12 protein-coding genes are annotated in these 14697 nt (G+C 62.0%); 10 read left to right on the top strand and 2 right to left on the bottom strand.

Features of this window, described 5'->3' with window-relative positions:
• The first annotated feature begins 2 nt into the window (after positions 1-2).
• Together ASD52_RS11740 and ASD52_RS11735 are read left to right on the top strand one after the other, a co-directional pair.
• On the top strand, positions 3-299 hold the full coding sequence (locus tag ASD52_RS11740; protein WP_057213248.1) for a MurR/RpiR family transcriptional regulator: 297 nt from the start codon (positions 3-5) through the stop codon (positions 297-299).
• Between the two features lie 53 nt (positions 300-352).
• Entirely contained in the window at positions 353-1996 is a 1644-nt protein-coding gene (locus ASD52_RS11735; RefSeq protein ID WP_057206084.1) for a Na/Pi cotransporter family protein, read from the top strand.
• 27 nt (positions 1997-2023) lie between these two features.
• Here the strand turns inward: ASD52_RS11735 and ASD52_RS11730 are convergent, their stop codons facing one another.
• The gene (locus tag ASD52_RS11730) at positions 2024-3010 is read right to left on the bottom strand and encodes a LacI family DNA-binding transcriptional regulator (RefSeq protein WP_057206086.1); all 987 of its coding nucleotides are present in this window, start codon (positions 3008-3010) and stop codon (positions 2024-2026) included.
• A 622-nt stretch (positions 3011-3632) separates the two neighbouring features.
• Between ASD52_RS11730 and ASD52_RS11725 the strand changes: the two genes are divergently transcribed.
• The 8 genes from ASD52_RS11725 to ASD52_RS11690 all read left to right on the top strand — a co-directional run bounded on the left by ASD52_RS11725 (position 3633) and on the right by ASD52_RS11690 (position 12479).
• Entirely contained in the window at positions 3633-5486 is a 1854-nt protein-coding gene (locus ASD52_RS11725; protein WP_057224465.1) for an iron ABC transporter permease, read from the top strand.
• Positions 5486-6619, top strand: coding sequence for an ABC transporter ATP-binding protein (locus tag ASD52_RS11720; RefSeq protein ID WP_057206090.1), 1134 nt, complete (start codon positions 5486-5488; stop codon positions 6617-6619). The genes ASD52_RS11725 and ASD52_RS11720 overlap by 1 nt, the downstream gene beginning before the upstream one ends.
• Positions 6620-6678: 59 nt before the next feature.
• Entirely contained in the window at positions 6679-7818 is a 1140-nt protein-coding gene (locus tag ASD52_RS11715; protein WP_057206092.1) for an ABC transporter substrate-binding protein, read from the top strand.
• A gap of 96 nt (positions 7819-7914) precedes the next feature.
• Positions 7915-8985 carry an ABC transporter substrate-binding protein gene (locus ASD52_RS11710; RefSeq protein ID WP_057224580.1) on the top strand — a complete coding sequence of 357 codons (1071 nt, stop codon included), beginning with the start codon at positions 7915-7917 and terminating at the stop codon, positions 8983-8985.
• A gap of 87 nt (positions 8986-9072) precedes the next feature.
• Positions 9073-10167, top strand: a complete 1095-nt coding sequence (locus ASD52_RS11705; protein WP_057206180.1) for an ABC transporter substrate-binding protein — start codon at positions 9073-9075, stop codon at positions 10165-10167.
• 65 nt (positions 10168-10232) lie between these two features.
• Positions 10233-11123 (top strand): inositol monophosphatase family protein, encoded by an 891-nt coding sequence (locus ASD52_RS11700; RefSeq protein WP_082571811.1) that lies wholly within the window; start codon positions 10233-10235, stop codon positions 11121-11123.
• Between the two features lie 18 nt (positions 11124-11141).
• On the top strand, positions 11142-11768 hold the full coding sequence (locus tag ASD52_RS11695) for a dual specificity protein phosphatase (protein WP_057224460.1): 627 nt from the start codon (positions 11142-11144) through the stop codon (positions 11766-11768).
• 150 nt (positions 11769-11918) lie between these two features.
• Positions 11919-12479, top strand: a complete 561-nt coding sequence (locus ASD52_RS11690) for a methylated-DNA--[protein]-cysteine S-methyltransferase (RefSeq protein WP_057224458.1) — start codon at positions 11919-11921, stop codon at positions 12477-12479.
• A gap of 150 nt (positions 12480-12629) precedes the next feature.
• On the opposite strand, the gene ASD52_RS11685 is transcribed toward ASD52_RS11690, so the two are convergent.
• Positions 12630-14627 (bottom strand): EAL domain-containing protein, encoded by a 1998-nt coding sequence (locus tag ASD52_RS11685; protein WP_057213238.1) that lies wholly within the window; start codon positions 14625-14627, stop codon positions 12630-12632.
• Between the last annotated feature and the right edge of the window lie 70 nt (positions 14628-14697).

Raw genomic sequence — 14697 nt, 5'->3', positions numbered from 1 at the left:
CCATGGACCAGCAGTCTTTTGTATTACCCGGTCGAGGGGTGAAACCGCCGGCAAGCGTCCCGGAGTTGAAGGAGGCGTTTCGCCTCGGTGCCCGCGGGCTCAAGGGCGGGCGGCTCGAAGTCGCGAAGTTCGCGCTATCCCATCCCTATGACATCGCCTTTGCGAGCGCACGGGAAGTGGCTGAGCGGGCCGGCGTTTCGACCACCACGGTCATGCGGCTGATCAGCGATCTGGGCTTTGAGAAATACGCCGCATTCCAACAGTTGTTCCGCGAGGAACTGCGCCGCGGCAGACAATGAAACTGGGCTTCGAGCAGTAACGAACCGAAGGACCGTCCGACCGGAGTGCACCCATGGAATCGGCCATCGTCAGCATCAATCTCGTTGGCGCCGTGGCGCTGCTGCTGTTCGGGCTTTCGCAGGTCAAGGATGGCGTGCAGCGCGCCTTCGGCGCCCGGCTGAAGGCCGGCTTGGCCGCCGGCACGCGCGACGGTTTGCGATCCTTCCTCGCCGGACTGGTTGCGACGATCGCACTGCAAAGCTCGACTGCGACGGCACTGATGATCGCATCCTTCGCCGAACGCAATCTCGTTGCGCCGCGCATGGCGCAGATCGTGCTTCTGGGCGCCAATGTCGGAACGGCGATGACGGCGTGGATCGTGTCGATTGGCATCGGCTGGCTCTCACCGCTGCTGATCCTCGTCGGCGTCATCCTTTCACGGGGAACGTCGAATGGACGAAAAGGCGGTGGCGCCGCCCTTGTCGGCGTCGGGCTCATGCTGTTGTCGCTGCATCTGATCGGTCTTGCGACGGAACCGGTGCGCGCATCTGCGGCGCTCTCGGCCTTTTTGGCGATGCTCGACAATGCCTGGCCGGTCGCACTCATTTTCTCGGCCATGCTGGCGATCCTGGCATCCTCGAGCCTCGCCATCGTCGTCCTCATCCTGTCGCTCGCGGCAACGGGCGGCATTTCGACCGGGCTGATCATCGTCCTGGTCCTCGGTGCCAATCTCGGCGGCGCCGTGCCGCCGGTCCTGGCGACGCTGCATGCGCCGATCAGCGCGAGACGCGTGACGATCGGTAATCTCATCGTGCGCGCCATCGGCTGCTTGGTGGCGCTGCCGCTTGCCGGCTATTCGGCACAGTTGCTCGATATCCTGCCGCTGTCGCATGACAAGCTGCCTGTGGATGCGCATCTCGTCTTCAATCTGGCGCTGGCGGTGCTTGCATGGCCGCTGTCGCGACCGCTCGCCCGGATGACCGCGCGGCTGTTGCCGGAGCCGAAGCAGACGCCGGACGCGCCGAGCTATCTCGACGAGGACAAGCTTTCGATGCCGGTGGCAGCCCTTGCCGGCGCCAGCCGCGAAGTCCTAAGCGTCGGAGATCTGATCGAAAGCATGCTGGCGCAGGCAAGCGATGCGCTGCAGCATGCGGATCCTGCGAAGCTCGCGGGCATCAGCACGCTCGAAGGCCGGGTCGATCGGCTGCAGCATCAGATCAAGGTCTATGTCTCGCGCCTTGGTCAGGCGGATATCGGCGAAGACAACCGCCGGCGAGCAATGGATGTCGTCGACTACGCTATCAATCTCGAACATATCGGCGATATCATCGAGAAGGGCCTGCTGGCCGAACTCGCAAAGAAGATTGCGTTGGGCCTGACCTTTTCGAGGGATGGCCACGAGGAGCTGACACGGCTGTTTGCGATCACGCTCGACAACCTGCGCATGGCGCAGACGGTGTTTGCCACCCGCGATGCGGCTTTGGCGCGGCGGCTGGTGGAGGTCAAGGAAGACGTCCGTCGCCTTGAGCGCCAATCGGCCGAGCGGCACCTGCAGCGCCTGCGCGAGGGGCGGGCGGAAAGCATCGAAACCAGTTCGCTGCACCTCGATATGCTGCGCGACCTCAAACGCATCAACGCCCATATCGCATCGGTCGCGCATCCGATCCTCGACGACAGCGGCCTGTTGATCGAAAGCCGCATCCGACAGGCCGGCTGATTTCGAGAGGCGCGCCTGGAGGAGGGACTAACGCACCGTCTTGCGCTCGATCATCGACACGGGCACCACCTGCAGCCGGGTCGCGGGCTCATCGGTTTCGAGCGCCGTCAGGACGTTCGCGGTCAATGTCGATAGAGACTGCTCGATGGTGGTCAGCTCATAGCTCTTCCAGCTCGCCTGGGGAATATCGTCGAAGCCAACGACAGACACATCCTGCGGCACACGGCGATGCATTTCGATGCGAGCGGCATCGAGGAAACCCAGCGCCAGCAGATCAGTGACGCAAAATGCTCCGTCAATCCGCTTGTCGCGCAAGAGGTCACAACCGGCCTGATAGCCGCTTTCGTAGCTCGTCGGCCCGTCCGACCAGGCGACCACCTCGATCCCGGCGGTCTGCATCCGCTGCGTAAACGCAGTCGCTCGCCGAACCTGTGCCGGCGTCTGGCTGGCACTGGAGACGACCGCAACCTTCTTGCATTTGGCCGCGATCAACCGGAGTGCGGCTAGGTCCGCCCCGTGCGAATCGTCACTCAGCACCATGTTGGTATCGGTGCGATCGAGCCGTTGATTGACCAGGATCAGCCGGACGCCATTGGCGATACACTCATCGACGATCGAGGACGGCGGCTCGCCCGAAAGCACGACGATCGCCTGGGCGCGGAATTCAAACAGCAGCTCGATCAGCGGCGCGATATCCTTGCGCGCATCGGCGGCGTTCAACAGCAGGCACTGGAGCCCGCGCCGGAGCAGGCCGATGCTCAAGAGATCGAGCTGCTTGGAAATGAAGGGCGCACTGAGGTTGGTGCCCACGACGCCGATCAGGTTCGAGCGGTCGTTGTTCAGCCCCTGGGCCAGCCGATTTACTCGATAGCCGAGTTCGCGCGCCGCCTTCAGTACCTTGCGCCGGACAGGCTGCGAGACGCTGGCACCCGGCGTGAACGTGCGCGAGACGGCCGAGCGTGAAACACCCGCGCGTTTTGCGACCTCCTCGGCCGTGACGAACCCTCGTGCCATGGTTTCCCCCAAAGAATCAGCTCGCGGCTATCTGGGCCACAAATGCCGGTTCATTCCAACGAAAAAGTATCCTTTGGCTCTGCAGGTGATGTCGCCTGAGTGCTGCGCGCCCGCCGGAAATCCGGCTGTTTTAGTTCGCCATTCCCTATGCGGCCGGAGCGTCTTCGCTGGCCAGTCGCGAGGCAATGACCACGTGTTCGAAAAAAGCGGATCCATCTGAGAAAAATATGCAATAAAATCAAAGCGATAAATCGTTGCGCACGTGTGCATTTTTTTGTTGACAAGCGCGACCTCTCAATGGATCATGCATTCCATAGGCGGTGACGAAATGGAATTTTTGTTCCGTCTATGTTCGTGATGATGGCGCCGGCTTCTGAGGAGTGGCCGGATGCCGTCGGGCCCGATCCGGACAGGATCGTTGATCGGGGTCGGTCGCGAACAGGGAGGATTGGATCGATGACGAGATATCGCGTTCTCGCGGCGGGTTGCCTTGCTCGACATGGAGCAGGGGCGGCTGCCTGCGCGGCTTTCCCTGATCTCCCCGTTCGCATGTTTGCTCGTCCGCAAGGCGCCGGCGCATAGCCGGATCGTGTTGCGAGGCGAGGTCTCAAGGGGAAAGAGCATGGCTTTTCTAAGTGATTCAGCGAAGGCGCCTCGGGCCGCGGGCGGTGAGGCCGCTGTGCCTTCGGCCTGGCAGGTCTGGCGATACCGGTTGAAGGTCGCCTCCCGTGAGCCGACGACATTGATCGGGGTTCTGACGGCACTGCTCTTTACCTATCTGATCGTCGTGCCGATCATCTCCATCGTGCTTGATGCGGTGCAGGTGCAATTCGGGCACGAGCGACGGCTCGGCAAGGATTTTGGCGACCTGACGCTCTATTATCTCGACCGGACGTTCACCTCGCCTGTCTCCGTCGATCTCTTCTGGCGGCCGCTGTTCAATACGCTGTCGGTTGCTGTCGGTGCGATCCTGTTGTCGCTATTGATCGGGACCGTTCTCGCCTGGCTGATCAGCCGCACCGACATGTTCGGAAGGCGCTGGTTCGCGACCGCCCTGATCGTGCCTTACATGCTGCCTGCATGGACGTTCGCGCTCGCCTGGACCACGCTGTTCAAGAACCGCACTGTCGGCGGCCAGCCCGGCTGGTTCGAGGCTCTCGGCTGGACGCCGCCGGACTGGGTCGCCTATGGCCGTTTTCCGATCACCATCATTCTCGCCCTGCACTATACGCCTTTCGTCATTCTGCTGTTCGGCTCGGCGCTTAGGCGCTTCGATTCCCAGCTGGAGGATTCCGCCCGCATCCTCGGCGCCAAGCGCTACCAGGTGGCAATGCAGATCATCCTGCCGCTGATGCGCCCGGCGCTGATGTCGTCGATGATCTTGATCTTCGCAAAGTGCCTCGGCGAATTCGGCGTGCCCTATGTGCTCGGCCTGCCCGTCAAGTTCGAGGTGCTCTCCACCTCGCTCTTCCGCAGCATCGCCTCGCGCCAGACGGGTGTCGCCGGTGTCGTCGCCGCCTCCATCATGCTGATTGGCATCATCACCCTGATGATCGACGCGCGGCTGGTGCGTGAAGCGCGCCGCTTCGTCACCATCGGCTCCAAGGGCTCGATGAACCGGCAAAGCCGCCTCGGCAAGCTCAGGCTTCCGGCAACGGGTTTCGCCGCGACGATCTTCATGCTGAGCGTCGGTCTGCCTCTCCTGACCCTGTTCCTGTCGACGGTCATGAAGCTGCCGGCACAGTTCACCCTCGACAACTTCACGCTCGACTACTGGATCGGCCGAGACCTTCATACCGTAGCGCTGCAGACCGGCGTGCTCCTGAGCCCCGATCTCTGGGCGGCCGCCAAGAACACGCTGATGATCGTCGGCCTCGCCTCGATCGCCTCGGGCATTCTCGGCCTGCTCGTCGGTTATGTCGTCATCCGCACGCCGGTCAGAGCCCTGTCTGTCTATCTGCGCCAGGTGACGTTCCTGCCCTATCTGGTGCCGGGCATTGCCTTTGCCGCCGCCTATCTCTCGCTCTTTGCGGTTCCCCGGGGTCCGATGCCGGCACTCTACGGCACCGTCACCATCCTGGTGCTGGCGCTGATGGCCGACCAGATGCCCTACGCCTCGCGCGCCGGGATCTCGGCCATGACCCAGCTCGGCAAGGATCCGGAAGAGGCGGCCCAGATCGCCGGCGCCGGCTGGTTCCGCCGCATGATGTCGATCGTCATCCCGATCCAGAAGGGCTCGCTCGTCACCGGTGTGCTGCTGCCGTTCATCTCCGGCATCAAGGGCCTCAGCCTGTTCGTCATCCTCGCCGTGCCCAGCACCGACGTTCTCACGACCTATTCGCTGCGGCTCGTCGACTACCACTACACCCAGGCGGCAAACGCGGTCGTGCTGATCATCGCCGCCATCGCCTATCTCGGAACTCTGGCAGCCCAGAAGCTGACCAAGACCAATCTTGCAGAAGGACTCGGAAGCTGATGCCCACTATCAATCTGCGCGGCGCCCAGAAGAATTATGGCGTCAATTCCGCCAATGCCGTCTCCAACCTCGATCTGGAAATCCGCGACGGCGAGTTCATGTGCCTGCTCGGCCCATCGGGTTGCGGCAAGACGACGACGTTGCGGATGATCGCGGGGCTGGAAAACCTGTCGGGCGGCGAGATCCGCATCGGCGACCGGGTGGTCGATTCGATCTTCGACGGCGTCTTCGTGCCACCGGAAAAGCGCGAAATGGGCCTGGTGTTTCAGAGCTACGCGCTCTGGCCGCATCTGACCATAGAGCGCAACACCGACTTTGGTCTGCGGCTGCGCAAGCTGCCGAAGGCCGAGCGTGAGGCCCGTGTCGAAAAGGTCATGCAGGCGCTCGACATCGCCAAGTACCGCGACCGCTATCCGTCGCAGCTTTCGGGTGGCCAGCAGCAGCGCGTGGCACTTGCCCGCATGCTTGCCGTCAATCCGGGCGTGCTGCTGCTCGATGAGCCGCTGTCGAACCTCGATGCGCGGCTGCGGCTTGAAATGCGCGCCGAACTCAAGCGCCTGCACAAGGAATTCAAGACGACGATCGTCTTCGTCACCCACGACCAGTGGGAAGCGATGACGCTGGCAACGACGATCGCCGTCATGAACGAAGGCACGCTGCAGCAGATGGGCACGCCGAACGACATCTATGACCGCCCGGCCAACCGCTTCGTCGCCGAGTTCGTCGGCAGCCCGCCGATCAACATCCTGTCCTTCGAAAAGAAAGACACGTCGGATGTTGCCAAGGAGGCGGAAGCCTACCTCTCTGCCCGCTATCCCGGCCTGCGCGGCATCGGTTCCATCGGCATCCGTCCCGAAGCGCTCAGCTACGCCACGAGGAAGGAAGACGTTCCGCAGGGAAGCTTCAGCGGCAAGATGGTCGTCACCGGCATTCTGCCGACGGGCGGCAGCTGGATCCTGGAGCTGAAGAGCGACAGCCACACGCTGTTCCTGACGACGCATGCGCTGCCGCGGCTGGAGCTTGGAGAAAAGGTCCGCTTCTTCGCGCCGCCGGAGGCGCTGCACGTCTTCGACAAGGACGGCCAACGCATTGCCGAGGCCGACAAGCTGCTGCGCAGCACGAAGCTGAACTGACGAAATTACTGATCGTATCAACCGAAAGACGAACACCGCTTACTGAGGAGGAGCAGTCGATGCATTTTCGGAAGAATGGAACGGCAGACACCAAAAGCCGTTGCCTGCTATGGACGACGGCCTTTGCCGGCCTCTTGGCGGGGCAGGCGATGGCTGAGGACGCCTTCGACCTGAACGCACTGGTCGAGGCCGCCAAGAAGGAAGCGCCGATCACCGTCTATGACAGCACCGGCAAGATCGTCGAGATGGCCAAGGCGTTCTCGGCCAAATACGGCGTCGCCGCCGAAGGATCGAAGGTCAAGGCGTCGGCGCAGCTCGAGATGATCATCCGCGAGGCACGCGCCAACAATATCCAGGGCGACGTTTCGATCATCAGCGATGCGCCGGCCGCGATGGCTCAGCTGATCCCGCAGGGTTTTGCCGAGAGCTGGCTGCCGCCGGACATGGCGTCGAAGATTCCGGAGCAGTACCAGAATCCCCTGACGGTGGTCACCAGCGCCAACGTCTGGGCCTACAACACCGAACTCTACGACAAGTGCCCGGTGACCAACATCTGGCAGCTGACCGGCGCGGAGTGGAAGGGCAAGGTCGCCATGCAGGACCCGCTCGGCAAGGCGTCCTATGTCGACTGGTTCAACCAGATGGCAAAGCACGGCGACGACAAGGTCGCCGCCGCCTACAAGGAGCTCTACGGCAAGGACCTGGAACTCGACGATGGCAGCGCGACGGCGGCCTGGGTGAAGGCGCTTGCCGCCAACGCGCCGCTGCTGACCGATGCCGACGCCGCGGCAGCCGATGCCGTCGGAGCGCCGGGCCAGTCGCAGCCGTTCATGGGCCTGATGAGTTCGGCAAAGTTCCGCGACAATGCGGAGAAGGGCATGAAGCTCGGGCTCTGCACGGATCTGAAGCCATGGCTCGGGTGGATGTATCCGGGCGTCGGCCTGATCACCAAGGGCACCAACAGCCCGAACGCCGCCAAGCTCTTCATCCACTACGTCATGACGGAGGAAGGCATCGCGCCGCAGGCGGTCGATGGTAAGATGTCGACCAATACCGATGTGGCACTTCCGGCTGACGAACCCTCGGGCATCGGCAAGGTTCTCGACCAGGTTCTGCCCTACCAGATGGACACGAGCCTCGACGACTGGGATGCGCGCGAAACCTGGCAGGATTTCTGGCGGGTGAACTACCAGAAGTGATGGCTCAGCCGGGAGAGTGACGACATGATGGAAATGAAACGCAGCGCGTTGCGCGACCGCCCATTAGCCTGGGCGGTCGCAGGTAGCCTTGCTGCCATGACACTGACCTGTGGGCCGGCGAAGGCTGAAGAAGCCTTCAACCTCGGCGCCCTGATCGAGGCGGCAAAGAAGGAGCCGCCGATCACCGTCTATGCCGTCACCGGTAAGATCGTCGATACGGCCAAGGAGTTCTCGGAAAAATACGGCGTGCAGGCGACGGGCAAGAAGGTCAACGAAGCCACGCAGGTGGAGCTGATGATCCGCGAGCACCAGGCCGGCAATATCCTCGGCGACGTGAGCGTCGCGACTGACGTGGCATCGGCAATCGGACAGCTGTTGCCGGAAGGTATCGCCACCAGCTGGACGCCTCCGGATCTCGCCAAGGATATTCCGCAAGCGCAGCGCAATCCTCTTGTTGTTGTCTCGGACCCTCACGTCTTTACCTACAACACCGAGAAATACGACAAGTGCCCCGTGACCAACATCTGGCAGCTGACCGAGCCGCAGTGGCGCGGCAAGCTGGCGATGCTCGATCTCTTCGACAAGCCGCTATATGCCGACTGGTTCAATCAGATCGAGACGCATCGCGACGCCGATGTCGCGCGGGCCTATGAAAGCCTTTACGGCAAGAAGCTGGAGACGAACGGCCAAAGTGCCGCAGCTGCCTGGGTCAAGGCCTTTGCAGAAAACGGGCCGCTTCTGGCGGATTCGACAACGGTCGCCAACGCCGCCGGCGCCCCGGGACAAGCCGAGCCGTTCTTCGTCATCACCTCGACGGCCAAGTATCGCGACAACCTCACGAAGGGCCTTAAACTCGGTATCTGCGCCGGCGTCGAGCCGTTTTCCGGATTTCTCTATCCGGGCTTCGGCCTGATCGCGGGCCAGACCAAGAGCCCGAATGCCGCCAAGCTGTTTGTCCGTTACCTGATGACGGCAGAGGGCATTGCACCCCAGACCGAAGACGGAAAGATCTCCGGCAATTCGACGATCGGCCTGCCGGCCGATGAACCCTCGGGCGTCGCGAAGTATCTCGATCAATTGATGGCCTTCGATGCCGCGACCGCCGGCGACGACCTCGACAAGCGCGAGGCCTGGCAGGACCTTTGGAGAATAAACCACCGAAAATGACGCGACGGGCGGTGCCGATCACCGAGTGCTGTTTCCTTGGGAGGGGAAGCGATGAAAACGGAAAAAAAGAGAGTGCGTGACATGACGATGGCAGCGGTCGCAGTTGCGGCCGGCCTGCTTTCGGCGCAAGCCCATGCCGCCGACGGCCTCGATCTCGACGCGCTGATTGCCGCGGCCAAGACGGAAAAGCCGATCAACGTCTATGACAGCACCGGCAAGATCGTCGAGATGGCCGAAGGCTTTACGGCCAAATACGGTATCAAGGCGACGGGCGTCAAAGTGTCGGCGAACAGCCAGTTGGAAATGATCATCCGCGAGAGCCAGGCGGGCAACGTTCAGGGCGATGTCGCCTTGATCACTGACGCGCCGGCAGCACTCGCGCAGTTGTTGCCGCAGGAGTTCGTCGAAAGCTACCTGCCGGCCGACATGATCGCGAAAATCCCGGCGGAGTTCCAGAATCCGCTGGCGATTTCGACCAACGCCAACGTCTGGGCCTATAACACCGAAGCCTACGACAAATGCCCGGTCGCCAATATCTGGGAGCTGACGGAACCGAAGTGGAAAGGCAAGGTTGCTCTCGTCGATCCGCTGACCAAGGGCACCTATACCGACTGGTTCAACCAGATGGAGAAACACGCCGACGACAAGGTTGCCGGTGCCTACAAGAGCCATTTCGGCAAGGACCTTGCGACCGAGGAGAAGAGCGCGTCGGCCGCCTGGATCAAGGCACTGGCGCAGAACGCGCCGCTCGTCACCGATGGCGATGATCCAGTGGCCGAAGCCGTTGGTGCTGCCGGCCAGAAGGAGCCCTTCTTCGGCCTGCTCTCGTCGGCAAAATTCCGCGACAACGAGGGCAAGGGGTACAAGCTCGGCATCTGCAAGGATCTCAATCCCTGGGTCGGCTGGAGCTACGTCAAGCTTGGCCTGATTGCGACGAAGACGCAGAGCCCGAACGCGGCAAAGCTGTTCATCCACTACATCCTGACGGAAGAAGGCATCGCGCCGCAGATGAAGGACGGCAAGCTGCCGACCAACATCGACATCAAGATGCCGGCCGACGAGCCGTCCGGCCTGATGACGGTCGCCGACCGCCTGTTCGGCTACAATTCCTCGACCGGTCTTGAGGACTTTGACCGACGCGAGGAGTGGCAGGATTTCTGGCGTGTGAACTACACCAAGTGAACAAAAGCCGGTGCGCCACCGGGTGGCGCGCCGGCACTTTCTCGATAAGAATGGATACGCACGACATGGAAAAGCGCCTTCCCGCAGCGACCTCACCGGCGGCTGACCCCGAACAACGACTGGAGCGGTCGAAGCGCCTCGTCGAGATTGCCCGTGGAGCGGCCAATGCCGTGCGCGAACCGCTGCTGAGCGCGTTCCGGTCGGACATGGTCGTCGACTACAAGCGCGACCTGCATGATGTCGTGACCATCCATGACAAGCGCGCCGAAGTCACCATTCGCGATTTCATTTTTGCGCACGAGCCCAATTCGTCCATGCTCGGCGAAGAGGGCGGACAGGTGGGCGATGGCGACATCCAGTGGTATGTCGATCCGATCGACGGGACCTCGAATTTCGCGCGCGGACTGGCCTTCTGGTGCGTGTCTATCGCCGCCGTCGAAAGGGGTGACGTCGTGGCCGGCGTCGTTTATGACCCGGTCGCTGACCTGATGTTTTCTGCCGATCTCGAACAAGCCTATCTCAATGGAGCAAGTATCTCCTCGCAAGCGGTCGAGGAAGAGAACCGGGCAACGCTGATCACCGGCTATCCCGTCTCCCGTGACTTTCGCCTCGACGGCCGGGAAATGGCACTCGCCAATCTCGGGGAATTCGTCGAGACGTTTTCGACCCTTCGGCGGCCGGGAAGTGCCGCTCTCAGCATCGCCCATGTGGCGGCGGGCTGGGCGGATGCGGCGACCGGCTTCGGCGTCAATTCCTGGGATGTGGCGGCTGCGACGCTGATCCTCAAGAATGCCGGCGGTCGATACGAGCCGCTGACCCTGGGCAAGGTGCCTGCAGATGCGCCCGATTTCATGTGCCCCGGCTACATCGCCACCGGCGCCGGCGGAAACTATCCGACGTTGCAGCGCGTCGCGCGGGCGATATCGGCCAATCGCATTGCCTCAGCGGCAATCTGAAAAGACAGCGGAGACAGCATGTTGAACATCAGTCAGGAACCCGAGACGAAGGCGCAACCGTCTGCCGAACTTGCCAAGCTCAGCCTCGTCTACCAACAGCACCCGCTTTATGGCGTCGATATCTACATCGCCGGCAAGGAGGGCACGAGCGATCTCAATCTGCTCCGACAGAACGGCATCACCACCGTCGTCAACTGCGCCGTCAATCTCGATTTCAATTTCGTCCGGCAGGCGCAGCTGGTGTCCGATCACGAGGGCAGCGTCTATGGCCCGGGCGAGATCCGTTATTACAAGATCGGATTGATCGATGGTGGCGGTAATCCCGACACGCAGATGCTGGCCGCTCACTATATCCTGCGTGCGGCACTGGAGCAGGTGCTGCCGGAAAAGCCGTCCTATCCGCGCCGGGAGATGGGCAACATTCTCATCAACTGCCGCGGCGGACGCTCGCGTTCGGTCATTGTCGTGTCGCTGTTTTTGCACCTGACCTTGCCGACCGAGTTTCCGACGCTGGATGCGGCGATCGCCTTCGTGCGCAACCGGCGCGGTCTGCCGGAGAACGAATGGTATAAAGCGCCGAAAGCGGTGCTGATCGAGTCCGCTGAGCGCGCTGCAAGCTGGGCGAAGATGATAGAAGCCAAATAGCGCTGCTGCCCTTGGCCATCTGCGGGAGGATTATCCGGCGCCGGCATGGCGCGCAATCTGTTGGCGACCACGGCTGCGCGCAGGAAACGGGTTGAATTCGAACGCCTTCCGCACGATTTTCATCGAGTATGAAAATGCGAGGACGGTGAGATGGCGCAGACAGTTCACAACTATCTTATCTTCGAAACCGCTGCCGGCTTCTGCGGCATCGCCTGGAACGGCGTCGGCATCACCCGTTTCCAACTGCCGACCAAGAAGGCTGAGGATACCGAGCGCTTGCTTCTGCGCCGGCCTGCTGCCGGCGAACCGGGCACGCCGACGCCGGAAGTTGCCGAAGCGGTTGCCGCGGTTCGACGCTATTTCAACGGTGAACAGGTCGATTTCTCCGATATCCAGCTCGACCTCGAAGGGCAGGACCCATTCTTCAAGCAGATTTATGCTGCCGCGCGCAGGCTCGGCTGGGGACAGACCACCACCTATGGTGCCCTGGCAAAGGAACTCGGCGTCGGCCCTGAAGCCGCGCGCGATGTCGGCCAGGCGATGGCAAAGAACCCGGTGGCACTGATCATTCCCTGCCACCGGGTGCTGGCCGCCGGCGGCAAGGTTGGCGGTTTCTCGGCTCCGGGCGGCTCGACATCGAAGATCCGCATGCTGGAGCTCGAAGGCGTGCGCCTCGGTCCGCCGGAGCCTGCTCAGCAATCGCTGTTTTGAGCGTGGTGCCTGCGGCTTCGACGAGGAGGCAAACGGTTTTTGGTCAGCCGAGCGCGTCGCGATCCTTAGGGTTCGCTTTCTGCACTTTACGTTCTTGTTCTTTTGCGTGTCGTTGTCCCGAAACCGCTGCGCACTTTCGGGCGACATGCTTTATCCCGGTCTGACGAGGCTCGCCGGGCGCGATCCGGTATCCGCCGCCGTGCGATAGCTCGCGGCGGAAGCCGGGCGGCCGACATGGAAACCCTGAACATGGTCGATGCGGAACTCTCGCACCAGCGCCATTTGCTCCTCGGTTTCGACACCTTCCACCAGGATCTTGTGGCCACGGTTCCGGACCAGGCCGATGATATCCTTCAGCATCGCCTTGCCCCTTGGCGTGCCGCAGTCATGAAGGAACGAGCGGTCGATCTTGACCGTATCGAAATCGATCAGCCGGAGCCAGGAAAGGCCGGCAAAGCCGGTGCCGAAATCATCGAGCCAGATCCGGATGCCCAGCGTTTCGAGGTCGCTGATGCAGCGCAGCACGTCCGAGTGCATCTCCATCTCGAGGCCCTCGGTAATTTCGAAAGCGAGCCGGCCGCCGGCCACTCCCGTTTCACCAAGGATGGCGGCAACCGATGTGGCGAAGCCCGGCGTCTTCAGCTGGATCGGCGAGACATTGACGCTGACGACAGGCACATGATCGTTGGCGAGAAGCTCGCGGCAGACCGTGCGGATCGCCCAGCGTCCGAGGTCGATGATGGCGCCGGTACGCTCGGCAACGGGAATGAAAAGGCTGGGCGGAACTGCGGTCCCATCGAGCATTCTCAGCCGCATCAGCGCTTCGACGGCCTCGACGCGGCCTGTCGCAACATTCTTGATCGGCTGATAGACGAGGGAGACGAGATCCTGGTCGGTCGCTATCTTCAACAGCGCCGCGATGTTCTCGCTCTCGTCGCTGGTTTGCGGGTCGTTCGGATCAAACAGCTTGGCGCAGTTGCGTCCGCTTGCCTTTGCTGCGTAAAGCGCCCGGTCCGCCTCGTGGATGATCCGTTCGAGCTTCGAGCCCGTCTGATGCCTGGTGAACGCGGCACCGACGCTGACCGTGACGATGGACGTGCCATCCCGTCGTTGCCCGTGCACCAGCGCAAGGTCTTGCACTGTGCGGCAGATGGCGTCGGCCAGATCGGCGGCCTCTTCGCGCGTGTCCATGCGCGCAAGAATGATGAACTCCTCGCCGCCGTATCGGCCGATGGACGCGTCGAACTGCTCGATCGATTCCCTCAACGTGTTGGCCACGAGAATGAGGCAGCGGTCACCTTCCTGGTGGCCATAGCAGTCGTTGTATTTCTTGAAGAAGTCGACGTCGATCAGGATCGCGGCGAAACGGTCGCCGAACTTCTGCCAGTCGCTCCAGTATTCCCGCAGCTTCTGGTCTACCGCCCGACGATTGTCGAGACCGGTTAGGGAATCGGTGTTGGAGAGCCTGAGCAGCGCCTTGCCGCGCTCGGTCGCCTCCCGCTGCTGGACCCTCGCCTCGAACGCATTGAGGAAGACCTTGTAGCGTTCGCGGTTGAGCTTCCAGTTTACGTAGGAGGTGAACACGAAACAGGATACGTAGAACGTGCCGAACGCCAGCTGGTAGGACGGGTTCTGCGGCGAGAAATAGAGGAGATCGAGGAAAAATGCGCCAAGGATGATGCTCGATGAGATCACCGAAAGGCGGAACTGGAAGATGAAGAACAGGTTGGCGCCCATCATGAAGATCGCACCGAAGATCATGTAGTAGGACATGTCCTGCGTGTATGCGGTCATCATTGCCGGAATGAGCCAGCCGAGATAACCGAAAACAAGCGCGCCCGAACAGGTCCTGTCCAGCCAGTCCGTCTTGACGTTGAAGTGGACCTGGATTTCCAGAACGGCAAGCGCAACTGCGCCGACGACAAAGCGCGAGGCAATCGTGTAGCGGGCGACATCCGAGATCAGCAGCAGGTCGGTAATCGAAAACAGCAGATAGACCGCGACGGCGATCCAGAGCCCTTTTCTCGTCGCTTCCCTGCGGGTCGTTTCACCTTCCTGGCGATAGAGCAAGCGCAGCTCCGCCGGCAGCGGCCTGAGTGGCTGCTTGTGCAGATCTATCTCAACGACGTCGGCCAAGGTTTGCTTCATGCACCGGTCCGGGGAATTGCGTCGCGCTCAACGGAAATCTGGTCTCGTCTTTCCATCTCTGGACGTTGCT

Origin of the sequence: Ensifer sp. Root142 (assembly GCF_001426785.1) — a bacterium.
GTDB classification, from domain to species: Bacteria; Pseudomonadota; Alphaproteobacteria; order Rhizobiales; family Rhizobiaceae; genus Ensifer; species Ensifer canadensis.
Note: the sequence above shows the minus strand (reverse complement) of the source record. Positions and strands in the feature narration are given on the sequence as shown.

Bases quoted from the DNA above. Each gene is read 5' to 3' on its own strand.
- ASD52_RS11740 (WP_057213248.1), top strand. From the start codon at position 3: ATGGACCAGCAGTCTTTTGTATTACCCGGTCGAGGGGTGAAACCGCCG.
- ASD52_RS11715 (WP_057206092.1), top strand. From the start codon at position 6,679: ATGCATTTTCGGAAGAATGGAACGGCAGACACCAAAAGCCGTTGCCTG.
- ASD52_RS11720 (WP_057206090.1), top strand. From the start codon at position 5,486: ATGCCCACTATCAATCTGCGCGGCGCCCAGAAGAATTATGGCGTCAAT.
- ASD52_RS11725 (WP_057224465.1), top strand. From the start codon at position 3,633: ATGGCTTTTCTAAGTGATTCAGCGAAGGCGCCTCGGGCCGCGGGCGGT.
- ASD52_RS11730 (WP_057206086.1), bottom strand. From the start codon at position 3,010: ATGGCACGAGGGTTCGTCACGGCCGAGGAGGTCGCAAAACGCGCGGGT.
- ASD52_RS11685 (WP_057213238.1), bottom strand. From the start codon at position 14,627: ATGAAGCAAACCTTGGCCGACGTCGTTGAGATAGATCTGCACAAGCAG.
- ASD52_RS11705 (WP_057206180.1), top strand. From the start codon at position 9,073: ATGGCAGCGGTCGCAGTTGCGGCCGGCCTGCTTTCGGCGCAAGCCCAT.
- ASD52_RS11695 (WP_057224460.1), top strand. From the start codon at position 11,142: ATGTTGAACATCAGTCAGGAACCCGAGACGAAGGCGCAACCGTCTGCC.
- ASD52_RS11710 (WP_057224580.1), top strand. From the start codon at position 7,915: ATGACACTGACCTGTGGGCCGGCGAAGGCTGAAGAAGCCTTCAACCTC.
- ASD52_RS11735 (WP_057206084.1), top strand. From the start codon at position 353: ATGGAATCGGCCATCGTCAGCATCAATCTCGTTGGCGCCGTGGCGCTG.
- ASD52_RS11700 (WP_082571811.1), top strand. From the start codon at position 10,233: ATGGAAAAGCGCCTTCCCGCAGCGACCTCACCGGCGGCTGACCCCGAA.
- ASD52_RS11690 (WP_057224458.1), top strand. From the start codon at position 11,919: ATGGCGCAGACAGTTCACAACTATCTTATCTTCGAAACCGCTGCCGGC.